The sequence below is a fragment of the Rothia sp. HMSC062H08 genome (assembly GCF_001810775.1).
Classification (GTDB): Bacteria; Actinomycetota; Actinomycetes; order Actinomycetales; family Micrococcaceae; genus Rothia.
On the sequence record NZ_KV802656.1, the window covers coordinates 21,766 to 47,337 of the forward strand.

The window sequence follows — 25,572 nt, forward strand, 5'->3', positions numbered from 1 at the left end:
CGGCGCACAAAAGAGGGGCGGGAACCTCAGGTACCCGCCCCTCCATCGGCGTTGTCAGGTTCGCACGCCTGACGCGTTAGCTCACCTTCTCCAGCGGCGCGTAACGCAGCAGCAGGCGCTTCTCTTCCGAACCGAAACGGACCTTTGCCACGGTCTTATCGCCGCTACCCTCAACGGCGAGCACGCGGCCCTCACCGAACTTGGTGTGGCGCACGGTATCGCCGACCGCCAGAGTCGGGATTTCCTTGCTCTGGTGCACGCGGGAACGGTTCGTCACCTTCGAGGTGGCCGCCGCCAGCCCGTAGCTTGCCGAGCCGTTAATATCCGCGGTGGACGGCTCGGAGCGGCGTGCGGGGCGAGACTCGTAGGGGTCGTATGAGCCGCGCGAGCCACCGGAACTGTACCCGCCCGAGCTGTAACCACCCGAGTAGCCGCCGGAACCATAGCCGGAACGGGAACCACCCGAATAGCCGCCACCGTACGAGTTACCGTAGGAGCTGCCGCGAGTGCCATACGCACCCATACCGGAGGCGCCGAAGCCAGAGAAGCCTGCGGTGCGCTTCCACTCGATGAGCTCCTCCGGGATCTCCTCCAGGAAGGGCGAGGGCGGGTTGAACTGGCTCTTACCCCACATGGTGCGGGTCTCCGAGCGGGTCAGGTACAGGCGCTCCATGGCGCGGGTCAGACCCACGTACGCCAGGCGGCGCTCCTCGCTCATCTCCTTCTCGTCGGTCAGGGCGCGCTGGTGTGGGAACAGGCCGTGCTCCATGCCGGTCAGGAACACCACGGGGAACTCCAGGCCCTTGGCGGTGTGCAGGGTCATGAGGGTGACCATACCCTGGGCCTTCGCCTCGGCCGCCTCGGCGGCAATCTGTGCGGCGGAGGCGCTCTCACCCTCCGCGCTGGCGGGGCGGTTCGGGATCGAGTCGGCGTCGGCGACCAAGGCCACGTGCTCCAGGAACTGCTCCAGGTCGGCGCCGGGGTTCTCGGTCTCGAACTCGACCATGGCGTCAAGCAGCTCGGAGAGGTTCTCCACGCGAGACTCGTCCTGAATGTCCTTGGAGGCGCGCAGAGCCGCCAGGTACCCGGTCTGCTCCAGGACCGCTTCCAGGCAGGTTGCGGCCGGTTCGGTGCGGGCAATCTGCGCCAGGTCGTCCATGAGGCGCACGAACTCGGCGTACTTCTTCACGGCGGCGGCGCCCAGGCCGGGAACATCGGCGGCCTGGCGGGCGGCAGCAAAGAAGGAGATGCGGTTCGCACTCGCGTACTCCGCCACCACGGACTCGGACTTGGCACCGATACCGCGCTTGGGCTCATTCAGGATTCGGCGCACGTTCACGTCGTCATCGGGGTTGCTCAGGGCGCGCAGGTACGCCAGGGCGTCCTTGATTTCCTTACGCTCGTAGAAGCGGGTGCCACCGACCACGCGGTAGGGCAGGCCGGCACGCATGAGCATGTCCTCGAGGGTTCGGGACTGCGCGTTGGTGCGGTAGAAGATTGCGACGTCACCGGGCTGCACGCCGTGCTCGTCGGCAAGGCGGTCAATTTCGCGGGTGATGTAGCGTGCCTCGGCGTGCTCAGATTCGGCGACGTAACCGATGATTTTGGCGCCCGCACCGGAGGCGGTCCACAGCTTCTTGGGGCGACGATCGGGGTTGCGTTCGATGACCGCATTCGCTGCGGAGAGGATGTTCTGCGTGGAACGGTAGTTCTGTTCCAGCAGGATCGTGTGGGCGTTCGGGTAGTCCTTCTCGAAGTCCGTAATATTGCGGATATCCGCGCCGCGGAAGGCGTAGATGGACTGGTCGGAGTCACCCACGACGGTCAGCTCGGCAGGGGGCACGGCGTCCGGGTAGGGGCCGCGGTCAGCCGGTACCTTCGTGTGGGCGCCGACCAACTCGCGCACCAGCTGGTACTGGGCGTGGTTGGTGTCCTGGTACTCGTCCACGAGGATGTGGCGGAACTTGCGGCGGTAGTAGTTCGCGATTTCGGGGAACTTCTTCAGCAGGAAGACGGTGCGGCCAATCAGGTCGTCAAAGTCGAGGGAGTTGGCGGCGCGCAGACGCTGCGTGTAGACGGTGTAAATCTGCGCGATGGTTTTCTCGTAGGGGTTATCGGAGGCCACGCGGGAGGCGAACGCCTCGGCGCTGACCAGCTCGTTCTTCAGCGCTGAAATGCGGTTGCCCACAGCCTTGGCGGTGAACTTCTTGGTGTCCAGGTTGAGCTCTTTAATGATGAGGCTCAGCAGGCGCTGCGAGTCGGTCGAATCGTAGATGGTGAAGGTGGACTTCAAACCCAGGGCGGCGGCCTCACGGCGCAGCACGCGCACGCAGAAGCTGTGAAAGGTCGAGATCCACATGTGCTTAGCGCGCGGGCCAACCAGCGCCTCGATACGTTCACGCATCTCGGCTGCGGCCTTGTTGGTGAAGGTGATGGCGAGAATCTGGCCGGGGGTCGCGCGGTGGGTTGCGAGCAGGTAGGCGATGCGGTGGGTGAGCACGCGCGTCTTGCCGGAGCCGGCGCCCGCGACGATGAGCAGGGGCGAGCCGGAGTGCAGTACGGCCTCCTCCTGGCGTTCGTTGAGCCCGGCGGTGAGGGAGGCGGGGTCTACGGTGCTCAGGCTGTAGGTGCGTTCGCCGTAGGGATCGGCGGGGTCGAAGTCCTCGCCGTAACCGCCGACGCGGTAGGCGGGCGGCATAAAGTCGCCGAGCGGGTCGGCGGCGAAGGCTGCGGGCGCGCCGGGTTCGGGGGCGCTGGTAACGGGAGCGCTGTAGGCGGGCATGCCGGTAGGCAGGGCGCCGGGTACATCCTGAGCGGACGCCTCCATCATCGGGGCGTCCATCACTGCGGCGTCCATGGGAGGCGCGTAGTAGTCGTCTTCGGCAGGGGGTACGTCGTAGTACGGGTCGAAGGGCGGCTCGTCCGCCGGTGCAGGGTCAATTGGAGCGGGGTCCGCCGGTGCTGCGGGGGCGATGAGTTCGGCGGCGAAGAGGCCGTCCTGTTCGGTGAAGGACTGCTTCTGCTGTTCGGGCTTATCGCTCATCGTCTACCTCGCTACCTAGAATACACGTTCGATATTCCATGCTACCGCATTTACTCCCCCGCTCCCACCCGCTTGGTCACCCGGCCGCCCCTCGTTCACTCGGAGACGAGAAACCGCCCGCGCCTGCTAGTGCAAGCGACGGGCGGTTCTGTCATATGTGTGCCCCCGAGACGATTCGAACGTCCGACACCTTCTTTAGGAGAGAAGTGCTCTATCCCCTGAGCTACGAGGGCGTACCTATCCAGTATAAAGCACCGCGCGTCGCGGGTCGGCACGGTGTTCAGAAACCTCTGCGGCCTGCGCGATTCGCCTCCACTCTGCGTTCACCGCCCGAAGACACCCGCGCCCGGCGGCAGAACCACTCCTACAATGTACGAATGAGCATCTACATTGACCCACCCGTCTGGCCCGCGCACGGCACCGTCTTCTCGCACCTCATCTCCGATGCATCCCTGGCGGAACTGCACGAGTTCGCCGCGGCGGCGGGCATTAGCGAGCGTGCCTTCGACCGCGACCACTACGATGTACCGGCGCACCGCTACGACGAGCTGGTGCAGGCGGGTGCGAAGGAACTCAGCGGTGCAGAACTGACTCGCACGCTCATTGCCAGCGGTCTACGGATTCCCCTAAAGGAACGCCCCGAGAAGATCCGCCCGCGCCTGCTTCGCACCTGGGAGGCGGCGTTTGCGCCCCGCCTCGAGCGTGCGGATGCGTCCGCCGAGTCGCGGGCCCGACTTGCGGCACAGGTGGCGGAGCTGGGCGAGCGCCTGCTGCAGGCGTGGGAGCAGCCGCACCGCGCCTACCACCACAGCGGGCACCTTTCGCAGATGCTCACCGATCTGGACCGTCTCTACGCACACCGCACGCAGGGTTCTACTCCCCTGCCACTGGTTCTGGCGGCGTGGTTCCACGATGCCGTGTACGAGGGCGCGCCGGGTGAGGATGAGCGCCGTAGCGAGCAGCTGGCGAGCACCTCCCTGGAGCCGCTGGTTACCGCGGGTCTGCTCACCGGGCACGAGCTACAGATGGTGAGCCTTCTGGTGCGTGCCACGGCAACCCACGAGTTGCCCAAGTCTGTCGACCTACCGGCGGGCTATGAGCCGGCGGATATTCAGTTTTTCCTCGATGCCGATATGGCTATCCTGGCGGCTGATTCGGCACGCTATCGCCGCTACCTGCGCGGGGTGCGTAGCGAGTACTCCCATTTTGACGATGAGGCGTTCCGTGCCGGTCGTACGACCTTCCTGCGTTCGATCCTGGGGCGTAAATGCGTCTTCCTCTCCGAGGAGGGTCTACAGCTCTGGGAGGAGCCCGCGCAGACTAATCTGCAGGCAGAGCTCAGCGAGTGGGCGCAGGACCCGCAGGGGCTTCTGCAGGTTCTCGCGCCCTAGCCGCACACACCTCAACACATACCGCCGAGAATGCACCCATACTAAGGTGCCCTCTCGGCGGTATTTTCATGGAATCTCTCGGGTACGCAAATCTCAGGTACACAAAAGGCGCCCACCCCGTGCGGGGTAGGCGCCTTTTCGAAGTATGTTGGGCTAGACCCAGCTCTTATGCACTAAGGCTTAGAGAGCGGTGTAGTAGCCATCAACGGACATCCAGGAGGTGGGGTGCACCAGGGTACCGTTGGTGGGGTTCAGAGCGGAGATCATCTTGCCATCGCCCAGGTAGATACCAACGTGGCTGTAGCCGTTCTGGAAGACGATGTCGCCGGGCTGGGGGTTAGAGGTGGGGCGCAGCTCGTTCTTCATTGCGTAGGTGAAAGCGGTCAGCTTGATGCCGTGCTGAGCGAAAACCCAAGAGGTGAAGCCGGAGCAGTCCCATGCACCGAAGGTCTTGCCGCCCCAAACGTAGGAGCCGCCCAGACCGCTCATTGCGGTTGCGACGATTGCGTCACGGGAAGCATTACCGGTGTTGGAGGAAGCGGCGGGAGCAGCCTGCTCCTGGGTTGCTACGGGAGCAACGTAAGCCTGCTGGGTCTCAGCCTGGGGTGCTACGTAGGTGGTCTCAACGGCGGGAGCAGCGGGTGCCTCGGTTGCTGCGGGAGCAACGTAGGTCTGCTGTGCCTGAGCCTGGGGTGCAACGTAGGTGGTTGCGGGGGTGGTGTAGCTGGTGTAGTCGAACTCGTAGTTGGTGTAGTCGTAGGACAGATCAGCAGCAGCGGGGATCTGTGCAAATGCGTTCGCGGGAACGGTCGAACCGAGCAGAACTGCGCCTGCTGCGAGGGTTGCACCTGCAGTACGTACGATCTTCTTAACCATTGATAATTCCTCCATTGCCTGACGAGGTGAGCTGTCGGACTCGAGCATGGATTCGCTCGGCCACCGAAGTGACTTAGCCCCGAGGCCTCTCGATTGAGATGCCGTATCCCAGCTTGGGGATTGGGTCCCCCGCTTCTGCCATATTGGGTAGACGTTCATCGAAGCGTTGGCAGAACTCAGCGGAACCGCTTCGACGGTGCCCTCTTACGATGAGGATTTGAGCACAGAAACGAGAATACACAGAAAACTCCCAGTTGTCACTTCATTCGGACTTAAATTTTGAGCTTTCACCCCCGGCGGAACGGAGCGGGTTTGGGCAACTAGAACCCCGTTTATTTATGGGAGCTTAAGCAGATTAAGGCGTTTGACTAGGCATTTCACAAGGATGCACATTCGCTTTTAATGCACTACCACCCCTTAAGGGCATGGTTCAAAACTCTTAAAAATGACCCTCGTCTCTTAAGCTTTTGCTCCCATATACTCACTCAGAAACCGGCGTGTCTCTTAGCTTCAACCTCAGATTTAAGCGAAAAACGCGAAAAATGCACTCAAGCGCAGTTGCCAAAAAGTTAAGAGAGGAGTATATGCTCGCTCACGTGAGGGTAGCCTGGGCCACTGATCTACGCCACTTAGTCCACCTTTTGCAGCCCGAATACGCCTCGTTCCTCCGCTTTCCCCGATTCTTCCCTTATATGCGGCGTTTTACTCCGATTATTGAGCTAAATCGTCCATTATCTAAGACAAAGCCGGTTCTCAGGGAGCTAACGGCACAAAAAACGGTGGTACCGCCTCCTCAAGTGAGGAGGCGATACCACCGTTTAGCGTGAACTGGGTTAGCGGACTCTCAGAATTAGAGCTTAGAGGTTGCCGCCGCGCTTGACCACAATTGCGTTTGCCACGTCCATATCCAGGGAGAGGGTGTCCTCTTCACCGTCGGCGTGAACAATCACGTCATCGTCCTGACCGGCGACCACGGACACCGAAGCGCCGTAAACAATACCTGCGTCAGCCAGCAGCTTCAGCAACTCAACGTCAGTCTGAATGGACTCGGGGAAGCGAGAAATAGTGAAACGGTCCTCGGGACCGGAGTCGCGTGCCGCCAGGGACATGGGCACGGTGCGCTCGTCGTTCTTCTCGCTAGCGTGGCCCAGGTCCTCCAGGCCGGGAATAGCGTTACCGTACGGGGAGAACTTGGGGTCCTTGAGCATCTCCAGGATGCGCTTCTCCACCTTGTCACTCATGACGTGCTCCCAGCGGCATGCCTCTTCGTGCACGTACTCAAGTTCCAGACCAATAATGTCGGAGAGTAGCCGCTCAGCCAGGCGGTGCTTACGCATCACCTCGACCGCCTTGTGGCGGCCTTCCTCGGTCAGTTCGAGGTGGCGGTCCGGCTCAACGGTGAGCAGGCCGTGCTTCTCCATGCGTGCCACAGTTTGGGAAACGGTCGGGCCGGAGTGCTCGAGTCGTTCAGCGATGCGCGCACGCATGGGGACGATGCCCTCTTCCTCCAGTTCGAGGATGGTGCGCAAATACATCTCTGTGGTATCGATGAGGTCTGTCATATATCTCTCCCAGCTATCACCGCAACAGTACTTAGATAGCACTGCCTAAGTCGTTACTTAATTCAATAATCTATTATGTACTTTTTCAGCGGCTTTTGCCACGGCTTAAGTCATTGAGTCGCCCAATGAAAACTCATTGGACGACTCAAGACACCTTATATATACGCTTTTGCTAACCCACCCCTTATTAAGAGGAGTAGACGGTAGGCTTACTCTGCGGACTCAGCCTCAGCGGTTTCTTCCACGGCAGATTCGTTCTCTTCCGCTTTGTTCTCTGCGGGCTCAGCAGATTCCTCTGCCTCAGCGGTTTCGGCAGACTCTGCGTTCTCCTGCTCGGCGTTCTCCTCCAGGTCTTCCGGGCGAACGCGGTCAGCCCACGGCACCCAATCCGGCGCAATGAGCGCGTCGTCGCCGGGCAGCAGGCCCACCTCGCAGATCGTTGCCACGCGGGAACGAGGCGCACGCGAGAGGGTCGCGAACCAGAACCAGCCGCGGTAACCGGGCAGGGTGCACTCGAAAAGGTGAGTGCTCAGACGCTCTTCCTCGGCGCGCACGTGGTGCACCAGGCCGATAGCGTGTGCCGGGGCGATTTCCTGAACGCCCTGCAAAGCCACATCCTTGGCGGCGGCAAGAATCTCATCCACCTTGGAGGTGCGGCGCAACTTGTGCGGAACGCCCAGGGAGGGGGCGCCCACCTCTTCATCCAGCGGGGTGAAGGGGTCGGGGGTGGAGTCTTCGTTCTGTGCGGTTTCTTCGGCAGCAGATTCCTCAGAGGTATATTCCTCGGATGCAGATTCCTCAGCGGGCGTATCAGCCGCCTCAGTCTCCTCAGCGTTCACGGAGGGCTGAGTCTCAGCAGGTACAGCGCTACCCTCGTCGGTGCTCTCAGGCGCGGCAGAAGGCGCAACGGACTCTGCAGGCGCGTCAGTAGCGGGCGTAGTTTCGGGGAGCAGTTCAATAACCTGTTCAGACATACCCCTATTAAAGCATCTCGCGTGCGCAAACATTGCGGCGCCCGCCCCAAGCTTCGCATACGCTGTGAATTTGAGTCTCAAACCGCTAAATCTGGGGCTTCGCCCATTAACAGCTGTGTGTGAGCTGATACGGTTAAATTTATGAGTAATGAACCCGTACAGGACACGCGCAGTACCGCAGACCAGGCGCCCGCTCCCCTTCCCTACGCCGGAGCTATCCGTTGGCTCGGCGCGGCAGGTGCGCTTCTCGCCCTGCTCTGTCTGCTCACCGGAGTTGCCATGCTCGTGATGAAGTGGGTTGGGGCAACGCCGCCCGCCCTCATGAGCCAGATTCCGCTGGTCCTCCTACCCGTCGCCTTTATTGCACTCATGGCCGCACTCATCCTGTCGGTCATGCGCCGCAACAAGGCATAAAGATTTGAGCCGCAAGCTCACACACATCATTCACTTATCAAGTACAGCCTGCCATTCAGAGAGAAAGATAGAGTATGTCTGCTGAAGCAAAACTCCTAGTCGTCGATGACGAGTTCAACATTCTTGAATTGCTCGCCACCTCCCTGCGTTTCGCCGGTTTTGAAGTAGTTACCGCCGGCAACGGCCGCGAAGCCCTCGAAAAGGCGCACGCCGAAAACCCCGACCTCATTGTCCTGGACGTCATGATGCCCGGCATGGACGGCTTCGAGGTGACCCGCCGCCTGCGCGAAAACGGCACCACCACCCCCGTACTCTTCCTGACCGCAAAGGACGCCACCGAGGACAAGGTGACCGGTCTGGGTGCCGGTGGTGACGACTACGTCACCAAGCCCTTCTCCCTCGACGAGGTGATCGCCCGCATCCGCGCCATTCTGCGCCGTAGCCGCAGCGTCCAGGAAGAGGACGACGCCGTACTGCGCGTTGACGCCCTCACCCTGAACGTGGACACCCACGAAGTGTTCCTCGGTGACGAAGAGATTGACCTCTCCCCCACCGAGTTCAACCTGCTGCACTACCTGATGCTCAACGCCAACCGCGTACTGTCCAAGGCGCAGATTCTCGACCACGTGTGGGAGTACGATTTCAACGGCGACTCCTCCATCGTTGAGTCCTATATTTCGTACCTGCGCCGCAAGATTGACAACAACCGTGAAAACCACGAGCCGCTCATCCACACCAAGCGCGGTGTGGGCTACATGATTCGCGGTTCTCGAGGCTAACGTGGCGCTCAAACCCCTCGACCGGATCCCCCAGTCTCTTTCCCTTCGCACCCAGCTGGTACTCATTACCTCCATGCTCATCGCCCTCTCCATTGCGGTGACGAGCCTGGTGGCGATTTCCGCTCTGCGTGCCCAGATGGTGCACCAGCTGGACGAAGAGATGAAGAGCAGCGCCCCCTCGCTCGTGCAGCTGGCGACCGTGCGCCCCTCCGGCAATCAGGAACAATCCCTGAGCACCTACCGCCTGTACCTGCTCGATAAGGACGGCAACGTACTGTACTCGCTCAAGTCCGAGGACAGCGAACAGTTCAGCGAGCCGGCGCTGCAGGGCTGGACCGAAGAGAAGGTTCGCAAGCAAAACGAGGAGGCGGTCACCGTCAATTCGGTGGGTAGTTCCTCCGATTGGCGCGTGCTCGCCGTGCCCATCGAGTCGAATGATTCCTCCGGGCTGACGGAGGCGGCATCCCTGATTATTGCCATGCCGCTGAAGCAGACCAACCAGGTGGTCGCCCTCGTGGGCGTGCTGACCTTCGCGTTTGGTTTGGCGACTCTTGCCTCCGCCATCGCGATGACCTGGGTGATTGTGACCCGCCCCTTCGAGCCGCTGGCTCGCGTGGAGCAGACCGCCGCTAAGATTGCTGCCGGCGACCTCTCGCAGCGTATTGAGGACTACAACCCCAGCAACGAGATTGGTAACCTTGCGGTCTCGCTGAACACGATGCTCGCCCAGATTGAGGTGCTCTTCAAAGCTCGCGAGAAGAGCGAGGCGAAAATGCGCCGCTTCGTGGGTGACGCTTCGCATGAGCTGCGTACCCCGCTGGTCAGTATTCGAGGCTACTCGGAGCTGTACCGTCAGGGCGCGTTACCGACCGATGAGGCGGTCGCTACCGCGATGAGCCGCATCGAGTCGGAGTCCAAGCGTATGGGTCAGCTCGTGGAAGACCTGCTGACCCTGGCGCGTATTGATGAGCGCCGCGAGTCCAAGCTGGCGCCCTTCGACCTGTTCAACCTCGCGGTGGACGCTAGTAACGACGCCTACGCTACGGCACCCGATCGTGCGGTGTCCCTGGTGGGTCTGAACGAAGAGGTGGCACCGACCTCCGCAACCGTGCTCGGCGACGAATCGCGCCTGCGTCAGGTCGTAGCGAACCTGCTGACCAACGCCATGCGCTACACCCCCGACGGCTCTCCCCTGGAGATTGCGGTGGGCGTGCGCGAAGAGGTTCCCGGCTTCCCGCTGTCCGTACTGGAGGTGCGCGACCACGGCCCCGGTATTCACGGCGAGGACCGAGAGCGCGTCTTCGAGCGTTTCTACCGCACCGATGCTTCACGTTCGCGTGAGACCGGCGGTACGGGTCTGGGACTGTCCATTGTGGCTGCGATTATCGAGCAGCATGAGGGCAAGATTCACATTGAAGAGACCGATGGTGGCGGCGCTACCTTCGTGATTTCTTTGCCGTTCTATCCGCCGCCCGTCTCGGACGATCAGCTGATGAAGTAGCACTGACGCATAAACCCCCGGATTGTAGAACTTGAGCGTTCTACGGTTCGGGGGTTTTGCTGTGTCATGGAGGCGGGATGATAACTCGCGGCGGCGCGAGTAACGAGAGCACGAGTGAGAAGAAGCTTCGCGGCTAAAGAACAGCGGGAGCAACCTAGCGCGCGTCATGGCGACGTCATTTTCGGGAGGGCTTTCGATTTTTTCGAGATGCGGAGTGAATCTGGCGGGTTTATCCACAGATTTATTTAATAATCACTTTTCAGCTCATTTGATGCATTTTGAAAGATATAGTGATAACAAGCTTCCGGTCAGGAACTCAACCCTTCCAGAGATCCACACCCCAAGCGCCACCACGGGGCAACCGCCCCACCTATCTCACATATCTCAAAGGAGAAAAACCATGGCACAGTTCAATGTCGATTCCGAAGTCATCGCAGCCAAGAGCGCACAGGCACGATCCTACGTCGCATCCATCACCGCAGACGTCAACGGTATGACCGCATCCCTGCACGATTTGCAGAGCTCCTGGACCGGCTCCGCATCCGCCAACTTCCAGGGCGTACTGGACCAGTGGCACGCAACCCAGCGCCAGGTCGAAGCATCCATCACCCAGATCAACGAGGCACTCACCCGCGCAGGCGTGAACTACGCAGACACCGAGCAGGCTAACGCCTCCATGTTCGTCGGCTAAGGGGTCAGGGCGGCAAGCCCAAAACCCCACCCGCAGCCAGGCAGCAGGCCGGGTGGTTTAAAGGTCCCGGACGCACGGCACACCGCCCGCCAGATTCGCCAGAAGGCGGCGAACATTTATTGAGAAAACCCCGTCGCATCCTCGCAATTGAGGATGCGGCGGGGTTTTATTGCACGGAAATCTTTGGGCTCAAGAGCCCAATCCTTAGGAGCTGAGCGTTAGGAGCTCAGCTTTAGGAGGCGGGGGTCTCCTGGCGGAAACGCAAACGCCACAGGCCGCGCTCAGCGTCGTAATGCCAGATACTTGAACGGCTCACGCGGCCGCGCGCGGTGGCAACCGCCGCCATGACCAGCACGCTAGAAGAATCCAGCACCTGCACGCCCTGCTTGAGCGGGGCACCCTGCTGAGTGAAGGCGCGTTCGCGGTACTGCAACACCGAGGAGCGGGACACCGACTTGCCGGTAGCGGTCACCCACACCAGACGCTCGTGCAGCATGGAATCCAGCTGCGCCGCCTCCATGACGGAGCCGCGGCTTTCGAGTAGTTGTTCTGCGGCGGCGGCTTCCTCGGGGTTCAGAGCGGGTGCCGCAGGAGCAGACGGTGCGGGCTCAGCGGGCTGGGAAGGAGCAGGCTGAGCGGGAGCATCCTGAATGGGCGCCGCGGCGGGCTCTACCGCCTGCTCTTCTGCGTGCGCTTCCGTCTCGCCCAGCAGTTCCGCCGGGTCAACATCGTTCGGGTCCAGACCTGCGAACTCTTCCAGACCGGTCAGGTCATCCTCTTCTTCCGCCTGCGCGGCACTCGATGCCTGCTGAGCGGTCTCCTCCTGCTGGCGTGCCAGTGCCTTTGCGTCACGCTCGGCGGCACGCTCTGCCGCGAGCGCCAGCTGTTCCTTGCGGGTGCGGACCGCCTCCGGGTCGGGGGCGTTCACCGCGGAGGCGGGGCGCAACAGACCGGACAGGCGCAGGCTCTCCACGCCGCGCTGGGCGTTCTCGATCTCGGCTGCGGTGAATTCCTGCATGGGCAGGTGGGCGTCCGCGGAAGACTCGGAGGGCGCCGAATCAGAGAGCGCAACGTCAGAGAGGGCAGGTTCTGCAACCGGAGCGTTCACAATCGGCACTTCAACAGCCGGAGCCTCCACAGGCTCAGCCGCAGTAGTGGGTTCAGCAGCCGCACCGAAGCCGGGGCCGTGCGCGGGTTCACGGCCCTCCTGGTAGGCGCGCGCGGCACCGTTCGCCAGGGAATCCGCCTTCTCATTGAGCGCGTGACCCGCGTGGCCCTTCACCCAAATAAACTCGTAGTCGCGGCCGGTCAGCGCCTGATCCAGCGCCTCCAGAAGGTCGCGGTTGAGCACGGGCTTGCCGTCGGATTTCTTCCAGCCCTTCTTCTTCCAGCCGGGCATCCACTTGGTCAGCGAGTTAATGACGTACTGGCTATCGCAGTACACGCGCAGCTTTGCCTCCGGGCGGGATGCGGTCGCTTCGAACAGGTCCAGGACAGCCTTAAGCTCACCCATATTGTTGGTGCCGTGCGCCCAGCCGCCGCTCGCCCAGTGGTCGTCGTCGATATACCATGCCCAGCCCGCCGGTCCGGGGTTGCCCAGCGCCGAGCCGTCTGCGGCGGCAATGATTTCTTGCGTGCTGTTCACGGTACCTTCTTTCTAAGCTGCCACCCCTCTAGCGTGCAGGCGGCAGTCCGTAATGATGTCTGTGATGACTTTACCGCACCGGCGGCGAGGGTGCGTAGCGCGCGGTCGCCGCTGTGGACAACCTCAAGTAGCCTCGGACGCGCTCATTGCCGTGATGCCGGGCGGGTACACTAAACCTATGAGCTATTCTGCCCCCGAAACACCCAGCGCACAGCACCCGGAGCGCCCTACCGCCCGTCCGAGCGAGCGCGTGCAGATTTTCGCTCTTCCCACCCGCACCATGTACGGTTCCCTGCGTTTTAGCTGGTTGAGCTACCTGGGGCTTGCTGAGCAGCAGCATGCGGCGCAGTTGCCGACCTCCACGGCGGCGGTCAGCTACCTGAGCACTCAGGCGCTCATGCGTGCCATGGCGGCGGCTCGTCTGGATGTGCCGTCCAGTGCCGCTTCTGAGATTGAGGTGGATCGTTCCTGCACCCTGTGCACCAGCGGTAAGAAGCACGGTAAGCCGCGTATTGCGGGCGTAAATTTCAATATGTCGCAGGTGAATCCGCTGGTCGTGGGTGCGTTTAGCCGTAACCCCTCGGCGGTGCTCGGTGTGGATGTTGAGACTCTGGATGCGCGTCTGTTCTCCGGTTTTGCGCGCCTAGCGCTCTCCAATGAAGAACGTGCGTTCTATGAGCGAGTGGCGCAGGAACGCCCCGCGCCCGTACTGCACCTGTTCTCGGTGGCGCTGTGGACCGCTAAGGAGGCGGTGCTCAAAGCGACCGGCCACGGCCTGAGCGTAGTGCCCTCCCTGGTTCGGGTGCAGCTCACAGATGAGCTGCTGGATGCGCTCGAACTTGCCATGAACGAGGAGGTCCCGGGGGACCTTCTGGGCAGCAACGTTCCCGAGCCGACCGCCCTGCGCGTACTGACTCAGGACAGCTTGACCGCGCGTGCTACCTTTAGCGCACCCACACCTCAGGGCGGCGGCGAGGCTATCGAGCGGAGCTTTAGCCTGCAGTGGGTACCCGTGGCGCTGCCCGATGCGGAGAACCCCGAGCACGCGCAGAAGATGCTCATCGCCCTGGCTGTGGAGAACCCTGCCGAGGGTGAGCCCGTGCAGCTTGAGGCTCAGCTTCTGCCGGTTGCCACTCCCCTGGAGCTCAAGCGTCTGCTCACCGACTAGCCACGCTCCCCCATAACAACAACGACTGAACGCGCCCGCCATAACAGCGAGCGCGTTCAGTCGTTTTATTCTGCCGGGTCAAGGCAGTCACGAAAGGCGTTCACGAAAGAGCCTAAGGGGTGTCTTCGCCCAGGGTATCCACGCCCAGGGCACGGCCGAAGCTGCCGAGCTTCGTGCCGGTCTCGGTGTGCTCCAGCTCCGGATCGGACTCAGCCACGATACCCGCGCCCGCGTACAACACCGCCTCCTCCGGGCTGACCTGGGCGCAACGCAGCACCAGCGCCCATTCGCCGTTACCCTCGGCGTCCATGTAGCCGACCAGGCCGCCAAAGTAGCGGCGCTCGAAAGACTCCAGCTGGCGAATCAGATCGAGTGCTTTCTCGGTGGGGGCACCGCAAATCGCGGGGGTCGGGTGAATCGCGCGGGCACCGTCCAGGCAGGTCAGGCCCTCCTTCAGCACACCGTCGATGGGGGTCGCCAGGTGCCAAAGCTGCGGGGTCTGCAGCAGCGAGGGCACCTGCGGTACGTTCAGCTCCTCGGCGATGGGGGCCAGGCGCTTGGCAATATCGTTAATGACGTAGGCGTGCTCGTGGCGGTCCTTCGGCGAGGCGAACAGGCGGTCACGAATCGCCTCGTCCTCGGCGCTACCGGGCTCGGCAATGCGCGGGGCGCTACCGGCAAGCGGGTGGGTCTTGAAGGCGCGGCCCTCGGTGCGGAACACCAGCTCCGGGGAGGCACCCATCAGGTAGCTTCCGTTCATGCCGCGCTCACCGTCGGGCAGGCGCACCGCAAAGTTGAACGCGGAACGCTGCTGGGCGCGCAGGTTGTTGTACAGCGCCTCCAGGTTGAGAGCGCCGGGTGCGTAGCGGGCGGTGAGCACACGCGAAAGCACGATCTTGCTCAGCTCACCCGCCTTCATGCGCTCCACGGCGGTCGCCACGGCGGCACGGAACCGGTCGTTCTGCCGGCCGGTGACCGATACCGGCTCGGCAAGCGCCACGGTCTGCTCGGGGACCGGCACCTGCTGCTCCTCCAGGCGTTCGGGCACGAAGAGGTAGGCGGACATATCCGGGTCAAAAGGAATCAGGCCCACGACGGCGCTACCGGCACGTTTCGCCTCGTCCAGGGCATTATCGAAGGTGACAGGGGTCATCGCACCGGATGCGCGCAGGACGCGGGTGCCGGTGGCAAAGATAAAGTCGGGAAGGTTCGTCATCGTACTTCTATCAGTGGTGTGCGGGTTCGCGCCAGAAGCATTTAGGATATATGCGGGCGCGGGTACAGTCCGGGCTCGGAGTACCGTTAGAGGGTCGCGCCGCCGTCGGCGACAATCTCCTGCATGGTGATGTGGCGTGCCGCTTCAGAAATGAGGAAAGCATTCACCGAGGCAATATCCGCCGGGTCGGCAATACGGCGTAGCGGAATGCCCAGGCGGAACGTTTCCGGGTTACCGGCAACCGGCAGGGCGGAGCGGTCCTCGCCCTCCCAGGCGTCAGTCACCATGGGGGTTCGGGTGGTGCCGGGGCAGACCGAGTTCACGCGAATACCGTGCGCGGCAAGCTGCAGACCGAAGCTGGAACTCACGCGCGCCGCCGACGCCTTCGATGCACCGTAGGCACCAAACTCCGCGCGGGGCACACGCGCCGCGTTGGAGGCGACCGTCACCAGGGAGCGGCTGTTCGCCGGGTCGGTTTCCTGCTGGTCAATCATGATGCGCGCGAATTCGCGCAGGCACAGGAACACGCCGTCGGAGTTGACCGCGTGCAGGCGCTTCCAGGTGTCGAAGCTGGTTTCCAGCAGCGGCTGGCTGTGGGCGATGCCCGCGGCGAGCACCGCGCCGGTGATGGGTTCGTCGAGTGCCACTACAGCGTTGGCGAGGGCGGTGACGGACTCTTCGCTCGTAACGTCTACGGCGCGGTAGCGGAAGATCGCGTCCCCGTAGGTACCGAAGGAGGCAATGGGCTGCTCCGCGAGGTCAGCCGCAAACACCGAATAACCGTTCTTGATGAGCTGGTGGACGGTTGCCTCACCAATACCGCCGTTCGCGCCGGTCACAATGACCCAGCTCATGCGCGCGCCTCCTCAGCAGTCTCAGCCTTCTCAGCAGTCTCAGCCTTCTCAGCACCTTCTGCAGCATGCAGGTCGGCAAGTACATCGGCGGTGTTCAGCACGCGGGCGCAACGACCCGAAGCGTACTCGCACGCCGTGCGGTGCTCACCTTCCGAGAAGTCGGCGAGCGCATCCGCGACCATGAACGGCTGAATGTCACGCATGAACGCCTCCAGGGCGGTGGTCAGGCAGCCAATATGCGCGTACACGCCGCCGATAATGAGCTGGTCGCGACCGGACTCCTTGAGCAGGTCCTCGAAGGGGCTGCGCACGAACGCGGAGTAGCGCCACTTGGTCAGCACGGTGTCGCGGTCGGTGGGTGCCAGTTCGTCGAGCACGCGGGCGGACTCGTCGTTCTGCAGGCCGTCGCCCCAGAAGTCGATGAGCAGGCGGCGGTCTTCGGGGTTCTGGCGCGGCGGCTGCGCGGTGTAGTAGACCGGGATTCCGGCGGCGTGGGCGGCGTCAATGAGGCGGCGCAGGTTCCTAATGGCGATGTTAATCTGGGCGTCCGGGTTGGCGTCGCCCTCCCCCAGGTTGGCGCCTTCGAAAGCCTGGACGAAGTGTACCTGCATGTCGTGCACGAGCAGTACAGCGCGGGAGGGGTCCACAGGCCAGCTCACGCGGTTGCTGTGTTCACGGTCGACGTAGGTGTAGGGCTTGATTTTGGGCAGTGCCATGATTCTCCCGGTTCGTGCCTATGGTTTTCGGTTGTATGTGTGGCGCAGGTGGCGCACTGCGGTGGGTGTAGCCGCGAGTGAGGCTCGCCTCCGAGCCCCTTCGCGCTGACCACCCAACCGGTGAGCTTGCGCTTATCTCATAACCATCTTAGGGCATGCTTAGGTACAAGGTATATATGAGCCTTAACAAAAATGCTTCCCCACCCGCACCCCCGTTGACAGCACAACGGGCGGAACGGGCAGGGAAGCACTCGGACAAGCAGAAACGCTATACAAACCGCGAATTCAGCCGCGATTCTAGTTCAACTAGTTCACGGGCGCCGCGACGGCAAGAACCTCATTCAGACCCTCAGTGATCGAGGGGTGAGTGTAAATCTCATCGCGCAGCTGCGAAGCAGTAATGCCGTGGCGCATCGCCAGAGCCACCAGGTTAATAACCTCCATGGACTCGATTACCAGCAGCTGGGCGCCCAGAATCTGGTCGGTCTGCGCGTCAATCACGAACTTCATGATGCCGCGCGGGTTCTCCTGGGTCTTCGCGCGCGGCATCGCGGCAACCGCGGCAACCGGCTTCGAAGCGACCTTCACCTTGTGGCCCGCCTCGATTGCCTCACGCTCGGTCAGGCCCACGGAAGACAGCGGCGGATTCATGTAGATGGTCGAAGCCACTGCCTTGCGGTCCTTGGTGGAGCGGGAACCGTCACCGACCAGCTGGGAGAGCACCACGCGGTAATCGTCCAGGGAGATGTAGGTGAACTGCGGGCCGCCGTTCACGTCACCGAGCGCGAAAATGTTCGGCACGGTGCTGCGCAGGTGCTCATCCACGACAATTGCGCCGCGGTCGTTGGTTTCGATGCTGGTGTTCTCCAGGCCCAGACCCTCGGTGGCGGGCTTGCGGCCGGTCGCAACCATCACGTAGTCCACCTCCAGTTGCTGGGTAGCGCCCTCGGAGTCGAGGTAGGTCACGGTCACCGAGTCAGCGCCGTCCTTGAAGGACTGCACACGCACGCCGGTGTGAGCGGTAATGTCCTGGTCTGCGATAATCTCGCGGGCAACCTGGGCAACGTCCTCGTCGTAGCGGCCGAAGAGGGCGGGTGCACCGTCCAGAATGGTCACCTCGGTACCGTAGGAGGAGAAAATACCGGCAAACTCAACACCGATGGGGCCGCCACCGATAATGCCCAGACGCTTGGGGCGCGGGGTGAGCTTCTGCAGCTCGGTGGAGGTGAGCACACGCTCAGATTCGCGGATACCCTCAATCGGCGGGATAACCGACACGGCACCGGTGTTGACGATGAAGTAGTCGGCGGTAACGCGCAGGGTGTCTTCTCCTGCGGTGACCTCAACCTCGGTGTCGGAGATGAAACGTGCGTGACCGTCAATGAGCTTAGCGGTCTCGTTGGACAGCAGGATCTCGCGGTTCTTGGCGCGCATCATGCCGGTCAGCTTGTCACGGAAAACCACGGCGGATTCGTAGGCGGCGTTTGCTTCTTCAAGGCTGCGCTCGCCGCTGGCGCGGAACTCATCGGCGCGGTGCACGAGCGCCTTGGTGGGTACGCAACCGATGTTGATGCAGGTGCCGCCGTACATGCCGGTGGATTGTTCGATGAGGGCAACGTTCTTGCCGGTCTTGGCGTATGCGCCGGCGAGGGTCTTGCCGCCCTTGCCGAAGCCGATGACGACCATATCAAAGTGCAGCTGAGCGGGGGTGGTCATAATATTCTCCTGTGAAATTTAGATGATGATGTGTTCGCAGAATTCAACGGGAAGAAATGAGTATTATTCCCGTGCGCCACATTTTTTCTTGATCCCACCCACCGTTAGGGCATGAGCAAAGCCCCTACCGCACTGCACTGGGCACACTGCACAGGAGGCGCTTCACAGAAGGCACTGCACAGGACGGTAGGGGCTTCATATGGGGCGCTAGCTCAGGAACTTCAACAGGTCCTCAGCGAACTCATCTGCGTACTGGAAGAGAGCACCGTGACCGGAACGGCGGTACATCTTCAGCTCACTCTGGGCAACCTTGCGGTGCATATCGTAGGAGTTGACGCTGGGCACCATCATGTCGGTTTCACCGTTGACGATGAGGGTGGGCTGGGCAATGTATGCCATATCGTCCTGCGGCTGCTTGCCCCAGCGGCGGATAGCCGCCAGCTGACGCAGGAAGCCGACAACCTTCATAGGGGCACCGCGGTGCGCCTCGGTGCGGGCATCCATGCGGTCCAGCACGCGCTGCGCCTCAATGCCGCCCTGCGCGTCGTGGGTGTAGAAGATGTAGCGCTTGGGGCTAATCTTCTCGCGGGCTGCACGCGCCATGTAGCCGAAGGTGGTTCCGGTGACGGCATCGATTCCAGCGCCACCGCGCGGGCCGGTACCAACCAGCACCAGGCGGTTGACGAGGGTGGGGTAGGCTCGTACAACTTCCTGAGCGATCATGCCGCCCATGGACAGGCCCAGCAGGTTGACCTTCTGGTAGCCGAGGGCCTGAATAATTTCTGCTGCCTGGTGAGCCATACCGGGGATGGTGGTCGCAACAGAGCCTTCGCTGGAACCCACGCCGGGCAGGTCCATCACGATTAGGTGCTGGCGCTCAGCGAGCAGGTCAAGCAGTTTGGGGTCCCAGTCGTCCATGGTGGCGGCGAGGTGCACAAGCATGACCAGCGGAATGTCCGAGTTGCCTTCGCCGAGTTCTCGGTAGGCAATCTTCTGGTTGTTGACGGAGATGTGGCGGGTGGGGGTTTCGAGGTAAGACACGATTCTTCTTTTCGTTGAGTGAGGCGCTTATGCGGTGAAGGAGATGACGGTCTTGCCGTTGGAGCGGCCGTTAGCGACCTTGTCCAGGGCGGCGTTGACGTCTTCGAAGGGGAAGACAGTGTCGATGGAGGGCTTAATCTGACGCTCAGCGAAGATGTCAGCAACCTGCTGCAACTGCGCGCCGTTAGATTCGACGAAGATGAAGTGGTAAGTCACGCCGTACTTCTGCGCCTTGCGGTCCATGGTGCGACCTGCCGCACCGAAGAGCAGCTGCTTCCAGAAGGGCATTCCCATGCGCTGTGCGAATGCCTTGTTGGGCATGCCGCGCAGGGAGACGAGCTGACCGCCGGGCGCCATGATGCTCATCTGCTTTTCAGTCTCGTCGCCGCCGAGGGTGTCGAGGACGTAGTCGATATCGCTGAGGGTTTCAGCGTAGTTTTCGGTCTTGTAGTCGATGAAGCGGTCAGCGCCAAGACCCAGCACGCGCTCCTTACCGGAGGCGCTACCGTTAGTGATGACGGTCAGGCCCTTAGCCTTTGCCAGGGGAATTGCCATGGCACCCACACCACCGGTACCGCCGGAGATGAAGATGGTCTTGCCGGGCTGGGCGCCCATCAGGTCGAATGCCTGCATGACGGTCAGGGCGGTCAGGGGAACGCCCGCCGCTTCTTCGTCGCTGAGGTATTCGGGTACGCGAGCCAGGGCGGCCGCATCCACGGCTACGTATTCTGCGAAAGCGCCGATGCTGTTCAGCGGCAGGCGGGCGAAGACGCGCTCGCCGACATTGAAGGAGGTGACGCCTTCGCCGAGGGCTTCTACGCGGCCGACGATTTCGTTGCCTGCGATCTGGGGCAGTGCGTAGGGGGTGATGAGCTTGACTTCACCGCGGGAAATCATGTTGTCGAGGGGGTTGACGCCTGCGGTGCTGATCTTGACGAGTACCTGCCGTGCGGCGGGGCGGGGTGCGGGTACGTCGGTGACGGTGAGGGCGATGTTGTTCTTGTTGTAAGAAACGATCTGTGCTGCCTTCATGGGGGGGTCCTTTCGGGTGTGGTGTTATTCGGTAAGTTCTGGTGCCGGGTTTAGCCGTGTTTGAGCCGGTTATGCGGGAGGGGTTTTTCCTGCCGCGGTGTAGAGGTTCGTGATGACGTTGCGCAGGCTTTGCTGTGCGAGGTCTTGAGCCAGGTGCCGCTGGGTTTCTTCGAAGATGGGGTTGACTGCCTGGAGGATATGGGCGCCGACCGGGCATTCTTCGTTCGCGTTGTGGTGCGTGTGGAAGAGGTTGATGCTGCGGCTTTCCTGGACGGCAAGGTAGATGTCGAGGAGGCTAATGTTCTCTGCCGGGCGGGTGAGCTGGTAGCCGGGTTTGCCGCGCTGGGAGCTGAGGATGTCTGCCTTTTTGAGGAGGGTGATGATTTTGCGGATGTAGCTGGCGTTGGTGCCAACGCTATGCGCGAGGTCCTCGGAGCTGAGCGTTTTTTCGCTTTCGCTGATCATCGTTAGGACGTGTAGTGCTACCGAGAATTTGGTGTCCATGTCCCCTCCTGGGTTGTGTGCCGCATACCTTAGTTGTATCCGTATTGGATACAAGTACAACTATGGCAGTAAAAAGTTACACCGTCAAGTTTTATCTCTAGGACGTGCGCCATAAACACAAGAACCCCTCTCTCTTCTTCCACAGCCACCCCTCAGAGCCCGTGCGGGCGTAGACTAAAACTACCCGGCTCCCTACAAGAAGCCACCCTAAAGGAAGCCAGCACAATCAGGAGGACTCCATGAAAACCCACGATATTCTGCGTGACGCCGCCAGCCGCCCCGGCATCGAAGCCGCCGTAGCCGTCAAGGGGCTATCAGCTGAGGCACTCAACGCCCACCCGGGCGGGCACCCGAACTCTATCGCCTGGCTGCTCTGGCACGCCGGACGACAGATGGACATGCAGCTTTCTGCTCTGAACGGTCAGCCGCAGGTCTGGGAGGCTCAGGGCTTCAGGGAACGTTTCAACCTGGGCGAGCTTGGCGACACCATAGGTTACGGCCACACCCCCGAGCAGGCACGCTCCATCGTGGTTGCAGATTCTGCCCTGCTGGTGGAGTACCTTGTGGCAACCGGCGAGGCGCTCGCGGCCTACGCGCAGACGCTGAGCGAGGCTGATTTGAGCGAGGTTATTGACCGTTCGTGGACTCCGGCGGTGACTCGCGGTGTGCGCCTGGTCAGCCTGATTGACGACGCAGCCCAGCACGTAGGCCAGGCGGCGTACGCGGCGGGTATTCTCGCGGCACAGGATTTCGCGGCGCAGGGATAGAATTTCACGCCCGCTAGAGGGGAACGAAAAAGCGGTGGCGCCTCGGACACAACCAGCCCGAGACGCCACCGCCCGGTTGCGGGCAACCCCGATAACACCGCGAGCAGATAATATTTCGGCGAGAAGATAACGGACTGTTATCTGCTCGCGCATCTTGTGTCTTGTTTCGCCTCGGTTACAGCGTTCTTACCCGTGATAGAATCCACAGTATTATGAGACGCACCACAGACCCTTCGCCTGAGCACCCTGAATCACCTGCGTCGCGCATTCCAACAAACACACCAGACGCGACCGCAAAACCCACATCAGCAACGCCGCTGAACGCACGCGGGCAGCTCACGCTCCTGACCGCGCAGGTTTCTGATGCTCTTGCGTCCAGTATCCAAGCTATCGCCATGCCCCTGCTGACCTACGGCGCCACCGGCGACCTCGCCCACTCCGCTATCGTCATGGTCGTCGAGGCAGTCCCCGTCATCCTCTTCGCACCATTCGCAGGCGCTATCGCCGACAAATTCAACCGCAAAACCCTCACCGTCAGCTTCAGGCTCGCCAGCGCCGCCCTACTCATCGCATCCCCAGCCCTCTACGCCGCCGCAGGACTACCCGCCTTCCTCACCATCGCATTCCTCGTCTCAACCTTCGGCACCTTCTCATCCCCCGCAGCCTCCGCCGCCATGCCCTCCCTGCTCGGCGACGACTACCAAAAATACATGGCACGCCGCGGCAGCCTCATCTTCCTCGCCCAAACCCTCGGCCCCACCATCGCAGCCGCCGTCGCATCCTTCACCACCCCAGCCCTCGCCGTCGGATTCGCAGGCACCCTCAACCTGCTCGCTGCCCTCACCGTCGCCACCATACGCAACTACGACCTCACCCACGCCGAACGCACCGCCACCGTGCAGGAACACCACACCGGCAGACTCCTGCGCGAAGGCGCCGCCTACACCGCACACAACCCCATCGTGCGCGGTATGCTCACCTTCTGGTTCCTCTCCATCGCCGCCGTACCCATCACCACCCTGCCCATGCTCGAATACCTCACCCGCGGCCTCGGGCACGACTACACCGCCTTCGGAATCGCAACTTCCGTCTACGCCGCCGGATGCGTGATCAGCTCCTGGCTTTCAGCCAAACTCGGCGTCGGTACAGGCGCCGGGCGGGTGCGTATGACCAAACGCGGGTGGATGTGCATCTCCGGACTCGGCTACGGCGCCGTTTGTCTGAGTATGGGACTACACCCGGCGCTGTGGGCGGTACTCGTGCTCTGGTTCATCTGGGGCATGTTCTACGGACCCGAAGAAGTGCTCGGGCAAGTCCTCTTCGCAGACGCTATCGACGAACACATGCGCGGGCGCGTCTACAGCTTCATGGGTGTGGTTTTCTCCCTAGCGGGTATGGTCGGGTACCTCATCACCGGATGGGCGGTACCAGCGTTCGGCGCGATCAACACCATTGTTACCGGAGGGGCACTCTTCATCATCGCCACCGTATTCACGTTCATTCTCGGCCCGACTGCGCGAGCGATACGGGCGCAGGAATCGCGGAATGAGGCAAAGAGCCGTGCGGGTGCATGACTGTGCTCTGTATATCGCCTCGGGGCATCATCGCCTCACCTCCGCCACGTTGCGGGCAACCCTGATAACACCGCGAGCAGGTGATTTTTGGCCGAGCATGCAGGAAAAATACTACCTGCTCGGCCAAAAATCACCTGCTCGCGCCCTAGTGTTATGTATCTGCTCGCGGACTTGGGATAGGAATGAGCGCTTGACCCGAGAAACCTACCCGCGCTTCAGCAACGTCATAACCTCATAGTGGTCCGTATGCGGGAACATGTCCAGCACACGGCCCTGCACCGGCGCATACGAGGGCATACGCTCCAGATCCTTCGCCAAAGTCACCGCGTTACAGCTCGAATACACCACACGGTCAATACCCGAACCCTCAATCCACGCACACAAGCTCTCACCAATACCGCGGCGCGGCGGATTCACCACCAGCATCTGCGGCACCGCACCCGAAGACACCGCGAATTCCGGCGCATCCTGAGCCGAAAAGTCCACGCCCTTCAGGCCGTACTCAGCGACCGTGCGCTGCGCCGAAGCGACCGCCTCCGCGCTAATCTCAATGCCCGTCACCGAGCCGCCGTCCATCACCGAAGCCGCGTGCAGAGCAAAACCGCCCACACCGCAGTACAGGTCCCACAGCGAGCGCGGAGCCACCTCACGCACCCACTCGCGGCCCTGCGCATACATCGCCTCAGCGACCTTCGTGTTCGTCTGGAAGAAGCTCTGCGGACGCAAATGTAGAGTCAGGTCGTTCACCTGCATCGGCAGGGTCTGACGCTCCGAAAGGATAATCTCCTCATCCCCCTCAACACGCGCCACCGGTTCACGCAGCAGGTTTACCGACAGCACCGCCAGATTCGGCAGCCGCTCCTGTAGCCAGCCCATCTGGCGGCGAATCGGCACCAGAAGCTTCTTCGAACGCAGCACGAAACGCACCATCAGCTCACCCGCCGCCGAAGCAGTCACCAGAATATTCTTCAGCTCACCGCGACGATTCGGAATGTCATAAGGGGTCAGGTCCGCGCGCTGAATCAGCTCACGCAACACCGGAATAGCCGCCTGAATCGGCTCCATATAGAGCGGGCATTCTCCAAGATCCGTGGAGGCGCCCGTACGGTAATCCACAATGCCCAGGGTCGGATTCTTCGCCGAACCACCCACCACAAGCTTCGCCTTGTTGCGGAAGCCCGCCTCCGCGCTGGTCACCGGGTCCAGCCACTGCAGTTGCGGGTACGCGGCAAGCAGGGCGCGGGCATGCTCCTGCTTCGCCTGCACCTGCGCGGTGTAGGCGGTCTCAATGCTGGGGCAGGAGGAGCAGAGGTCATCACGAAAATAGGCACATTTCATAGGGGAACCATTTTACCGCCTCCACCGCCGGGAACGCCGCCGGCCCATGACGCGCGGGCGCTTAGGAGTGTGAAGGACCAGACCGCCGAGTCCCCTGGCGACGATTTACTTTCAGCACCGACCGATACGACCCTACCGAGAGCACAGAGAGCCCCGAAAAGACCGACAGCACGCCAAGAAAGCCCAGGCACGAGGCAACGGCCCCGGCAGAAAAGACAGAGCCGATGGACCCAAGCGAGAATACCGAACCAATAGAAAACGCCGAGTTCACAGAGCCAATACTGCAGAACGAGTTCACCGACCCGATGCTCAGAATCGAGCCCCGCGATCCGATGCTCTTCACGCTCCGATTGGTGCAGTCCGGGGCTGGTGAAATATGAGAGGAAGACGTGGTGTTAGAGCTCATGTTCTCAGCATATCGCTTGCCCCTTCCCCACCTCGCAACGCCTCTTTGAGTTACCGCCCAAACGGCAAAAAAGCGGGGGCGGTCACCCTTCATGGGTAGCCGCCCCCGCCTCATACGGATGCGTGGACCTGCGCCGGTTTGGGTACCAGCGCCGGGTCACCACCGGGTCACGCTTCGCGTGCCACGGATTCCGTAGAAATTTACCCCATCAGGGATAAATTTCTACTACATCATGCCGCCCATTGCGTCCGCACCAGGAACGGCCGCACCAGCGGGCTCCGGCTTGTTCGCAACAACAGCCTCAGTGGTCAGGAACAGACCGGCAATCGACGCAGCGTTCTGCAGAGCCGAACGGGTCACCTTC

General features: G+C 62.0%; 21 protein-coding genes, 1 tRNA gene and 1 riboswitch. Of the genes, 8 read left to right on the plus strand and 14 right to left on the minus strand.

The features are described 5' to 3' along the window. Positions 1-76: 76 nt before the first annotated feature. Positions 77-3,043 (minus strand): UvrD-helicase domain-containing protein, encoded by a 2,967-nt coding sequence (locus HMPREF2765_RS02055; protein ID WP_070604161.1) that lies wholly within the window; start codon positions 3,041-3,043, stop codon positions 77-79. A gap of 160 nt (positions 3,044-3,203) precedes the next feature. Next, positions 3,204-3,276, minus strand: a tRNA-Arg gene (locus HMPREF2765_RS02060). Between the two features lie 144 nt (positions 3,277-3,420). On the opposite strand from HMPREF2765_RS02060, the gene HMPREF2765_RS02065 reads away from it, so the two are divergent. After that, positions 3,421-4,434, plus strand: coding sequence for a DUF4031 domain-containing protein (locus HMPREF2765_RS02065; protein WP_070604162.1), 1,014 nt, complete (start codon positions 3,421-3,423; stop codon positions 4,432-4,434). A gap of 180 nt (positions 4,435-4,614) precedes the next feature. On the opposite strand, the gene HMPREF2765_RS02070 is transcribed toward HMPREF2765_RS02065, so the two are convergent. The 3 genes from HMPREF2765_RS02070 to HMPREF2765_RS02080 all read right to left on the minus strand — a co-directional run bounded on the left by HMPREF2765_RS02070 (position 4,615) and on the right by HMPREF2765_RS02080 (position 7,846). Beyond that, the gene (locus HMPREF2765_RS02070) at positions 4,615-5,310 is read right to left on the minus strand and encodes a C40 family peptidase (protein ID WP_070604163.1); all 696 of its coding nucleotides are present in this window, start codon (positions 5,308-5,310) and stop codon (positions 4,615-4,617) included. Continuing rightward, a riboswitch (cyclic di-AMP (ydaO/yuaA leader) is annotated at positions 5,311-5,470 on the minus strand. A 697-nt stretch (positions 5,471-6,167) separates the two neighbouring features. Beyond that, positions 6,168-6,872, minus strand: coding sequence for an iron-dependent transcriptional repressor DtxR (locus HMPREF2765_RS02075; protein ID WP_049346095.1), 705 nt, complete (start codon positions 6,870-6,872; stop codon positions 6,168-6,170). A 209-nt stretch (positions 6,873-7,081) separates the two neighbouring features. Then, the gene (locus tag HMPREF2765_RS02080) at positions 7,082-7,846 is read right to left on the minus strand and encodes a DUF3027 domain-containing protein (protein ID WP_246824909.1); all 765 of its coding nucleotides are present in this window, start codon (positions 7,844-7,846) and stop codon (positions 7,082-7,084) included. 141 nt (positions 7,847-7,987) lie between these two features. Between HMPREF2765_RS02080 and HMPREF2765_RS02085 the strand changes: the two genes are divergently transcribed. The 4 genes from HMPREF2765_RS02085 (at position 7,988) to HMPREF2765_RS02100 (ending at position 11,231) form a co-directional block, all read left to right on the plus strand. Next, positions 7,988-8,260 (plus strand): hypothetical protein, encoded by a 273-nt coding sequence (locus tag HMPREF2765_RS02085; protein WP_070604165.1) that lies wholly within the window; start codon positions 7,988-7,990, stop codon positions 8,258-8,260. Positions 8,261-8,334: 74 nt separating this feature from the next. Next, entirely contained in the window at positions 8,335-9,039 is a 705-nt protein-coding gene (locus tag HMPREF2765_RS02090) for a response regulator transcription factor (protein WP_005504528.1), read from the plus strand. 1 nt (position 9,040) lies between these two features. Then, the gene (locus tag HMPREF2765_RS02095; RefSeq protein ID WP_070604166.1) at positions 9,041-10,540 is read left to right on the plus strand and encodes a sensor histidine kinase; all 1,500 of its coding nucleotides are present in this window, start codon (positions 9,041-9,043) and stop codon (positions 10,538-10,540) included. Positions 10,541-10,940: 400 nt separating this feature from the next. Continuing rightward, complete coding sequence (locus HMPREF2765_RS02100) at positions 10,941-11,231, plus strand: WXG100 family type VII secretion target (protein WP_005504526.1); 291 nt, start codon at positions 10,941-10,943, stop codon at positions 11,229-11,231. Between the two features lie 232 nt (positions 11,232-11,463). Here HMPREF2765_RS02100 and HMPREF2765_RS02105 read toward each other — a convergent pair whose 3' ends face one another. After that, positions 11,464-12,876 carry an RNase H family protein gene (locus HMPREF2765_RS02105; protein ID WP_070604167.1) on the minus strand — a complete coding sequence of 471 codons (1,413 nt, stop codon included), beginning with the start codon at positions 12,874-12,876 and terminating at the stop codon, positions 11,464-11,466. 178 nt (positions 12,877-13,054) lie between these two features. Between HMPREF2765_RS02105 and HMPREF2765_RS02110 the strand changes: the two genes are divergently transcribed. Beyond that, positions 13,055-14,044: a 4'-phosphopantetheinyl transferase family protein gene (locus tag HMPREF2765_RS02110; RefSeq protein ID WP_083303605.1), complete on the plus strand. Its 990-nt coding sequence runs from the start codon at positions 13,055-13,057 to the stop codon at positions 14,042-14,044. Positions 14,045-14,156: 112 nt separating this feature from the next. On the opposite strand, the gene HMPREF2765_RS02115 is transcribed toward HMPREF2765_RS02110, so the two are convergent. The 7 genes from HMPREF2765_RS02115 to HMPREF2765_RS02145 all read right to left on the minus strand — a co-directional run bounded on the left by HMPREF2765_RS02115 (position 14,157) and on the right by HMPREF2765_RS02145 (position 21,123). Further along, positions 14,157-15,260 carry an isochorismate synthase gene (locus HMPREF2765_RS02115; protein WP_070604168.1) on the minus strand — a complete coding sequence of 368 codons (1,104 nt, stop codon included), beginning with the start codon at positions 15,258-15,260 and terminating at the stop codon, positions 14,157-14,159. A gap of 86 nt (positions 15,261-15,346) precedes the next feature. After that, positions 15,347-16,114 carry an SDR family oxidoreductase gene (locus tag HMPREF2765_RS02120; protein WP_070604169.1) on the minus strand — a complete coding sequence of 256 codons (768 nt, stop codon included), beginning with the start codon at positions 16,112-16,114 and terminating at the stop codon, positions 15,347-15,349. Next, entirely contained in the window at positions 16,111-16,830 is a 720-nt protein-coding gene (locus HMPREF2765_RS02125; protein WP_070604170.1) for an isochorismatase family protein, read from the minus strand. The genes HMPREF2765_RS02120 and HMPREF2765_RS02125 overlap by 4 nt, the downstream gene beginning before the upstream one ends. A gap of 306 nt (positions 16,831-17,136) precedes the next feature. Continuing rightward, positions 17,137-18,546 (minus strand): FAD-dependent oxidoreductase, encoded by a 1,410-nt coding sequence (locus HMPREF2765_RS02130; RefSeq protein ID WP_070604171.1) that lies wholly within the window; start codon positions 18,544-18,546, stop codon positions 17,137-17,139. 207 nt (positions 18,547-18,753) lie between these two features. Continuing rightward, positions 18,754-19,587 (minus strand): alpha/beta fold hydrolase, encoded by an 834-nt coding sequence (locus tag HMPREF2765_RS02135; RefSeq protein ID WP_070604172.1) that lies wholly within the window; start codon positions 19,585-19,587, stop codon positions 18,754-18,756. A gap of 27 nt (positions 19,588-19,614) precedes the next feature. Then, entirely contained in the window at positions 19,615-20,619 is a 1,005-nt protein-coding gene (locus HMPREF2765_RS02140; protein WP_049353947.1) for an NADP-dependent oxidoreductase, read from the minus strand. 69 nt (positions 20,620-20,688) lie between these two features. After that, the gene (locus HMPREF2765_RS02145) at positions 20,689-21,123 is read right to left on the minus strand and encodes an Rrf2 family transcriptional regulator (RefSeq protein WP_049353949.1); all 435 of its coding nucleotides are present in this window, start codon (positions 21,121-21,123) and stop codon (positions 20,689-20,691) included. Positions 21,124-21,362: 239 nt separating this feature from the next. On the opposite strand from HMPREF2765_RS02145, the gene HMPREF2765_RS02150 reads away from it, so the two are divergent. Further along, complete coding sequence (locus HMPREF2765_RS02150; RefSeq protein WP_049353950.1) at positions 21,363-21,890, plus strand: mycothiol transferase; 528 nt, start codon at positions 21,363-21,365, stop codon at positions 21,888-21,890. 212 nt (positions 21,891-22,102) lie between these two features. Then, the gene (locus HMPREF2765_RS02155; RefSeq protein WP_246824527.1) at positions 22,103-23,464 is read left to right on the plus strand and encodes an MFS transporter; all 1,362 of its coding nucleotides are present in this window, start codon (positions 22,103-22,105) and stop codon (positions 23,462-23,464) included. Between the two features lie 204 nt (positions 23,465-23,668). Here the strand turns inward: HMPREF2765_RS02155 and rlmC are convergent, their stop codons facing one another. Beyond that, positions 23,669-24,802: a 23S rRNA (uracil(747)-C(5))-methyltransferase RlmC gene (rlmC, locus tag HMPREF2765_RS02160; RefSeq protein ID WP_070604173.1), complete on the minus strand. Its 1,134-nt coding sequence runs from the start codon at positions 24,800-24,802 to the stop codon at positions 23,669-23,671. Between the last annotated feature and the right edge of the window lie 770 nt (positions 24,803-25,572).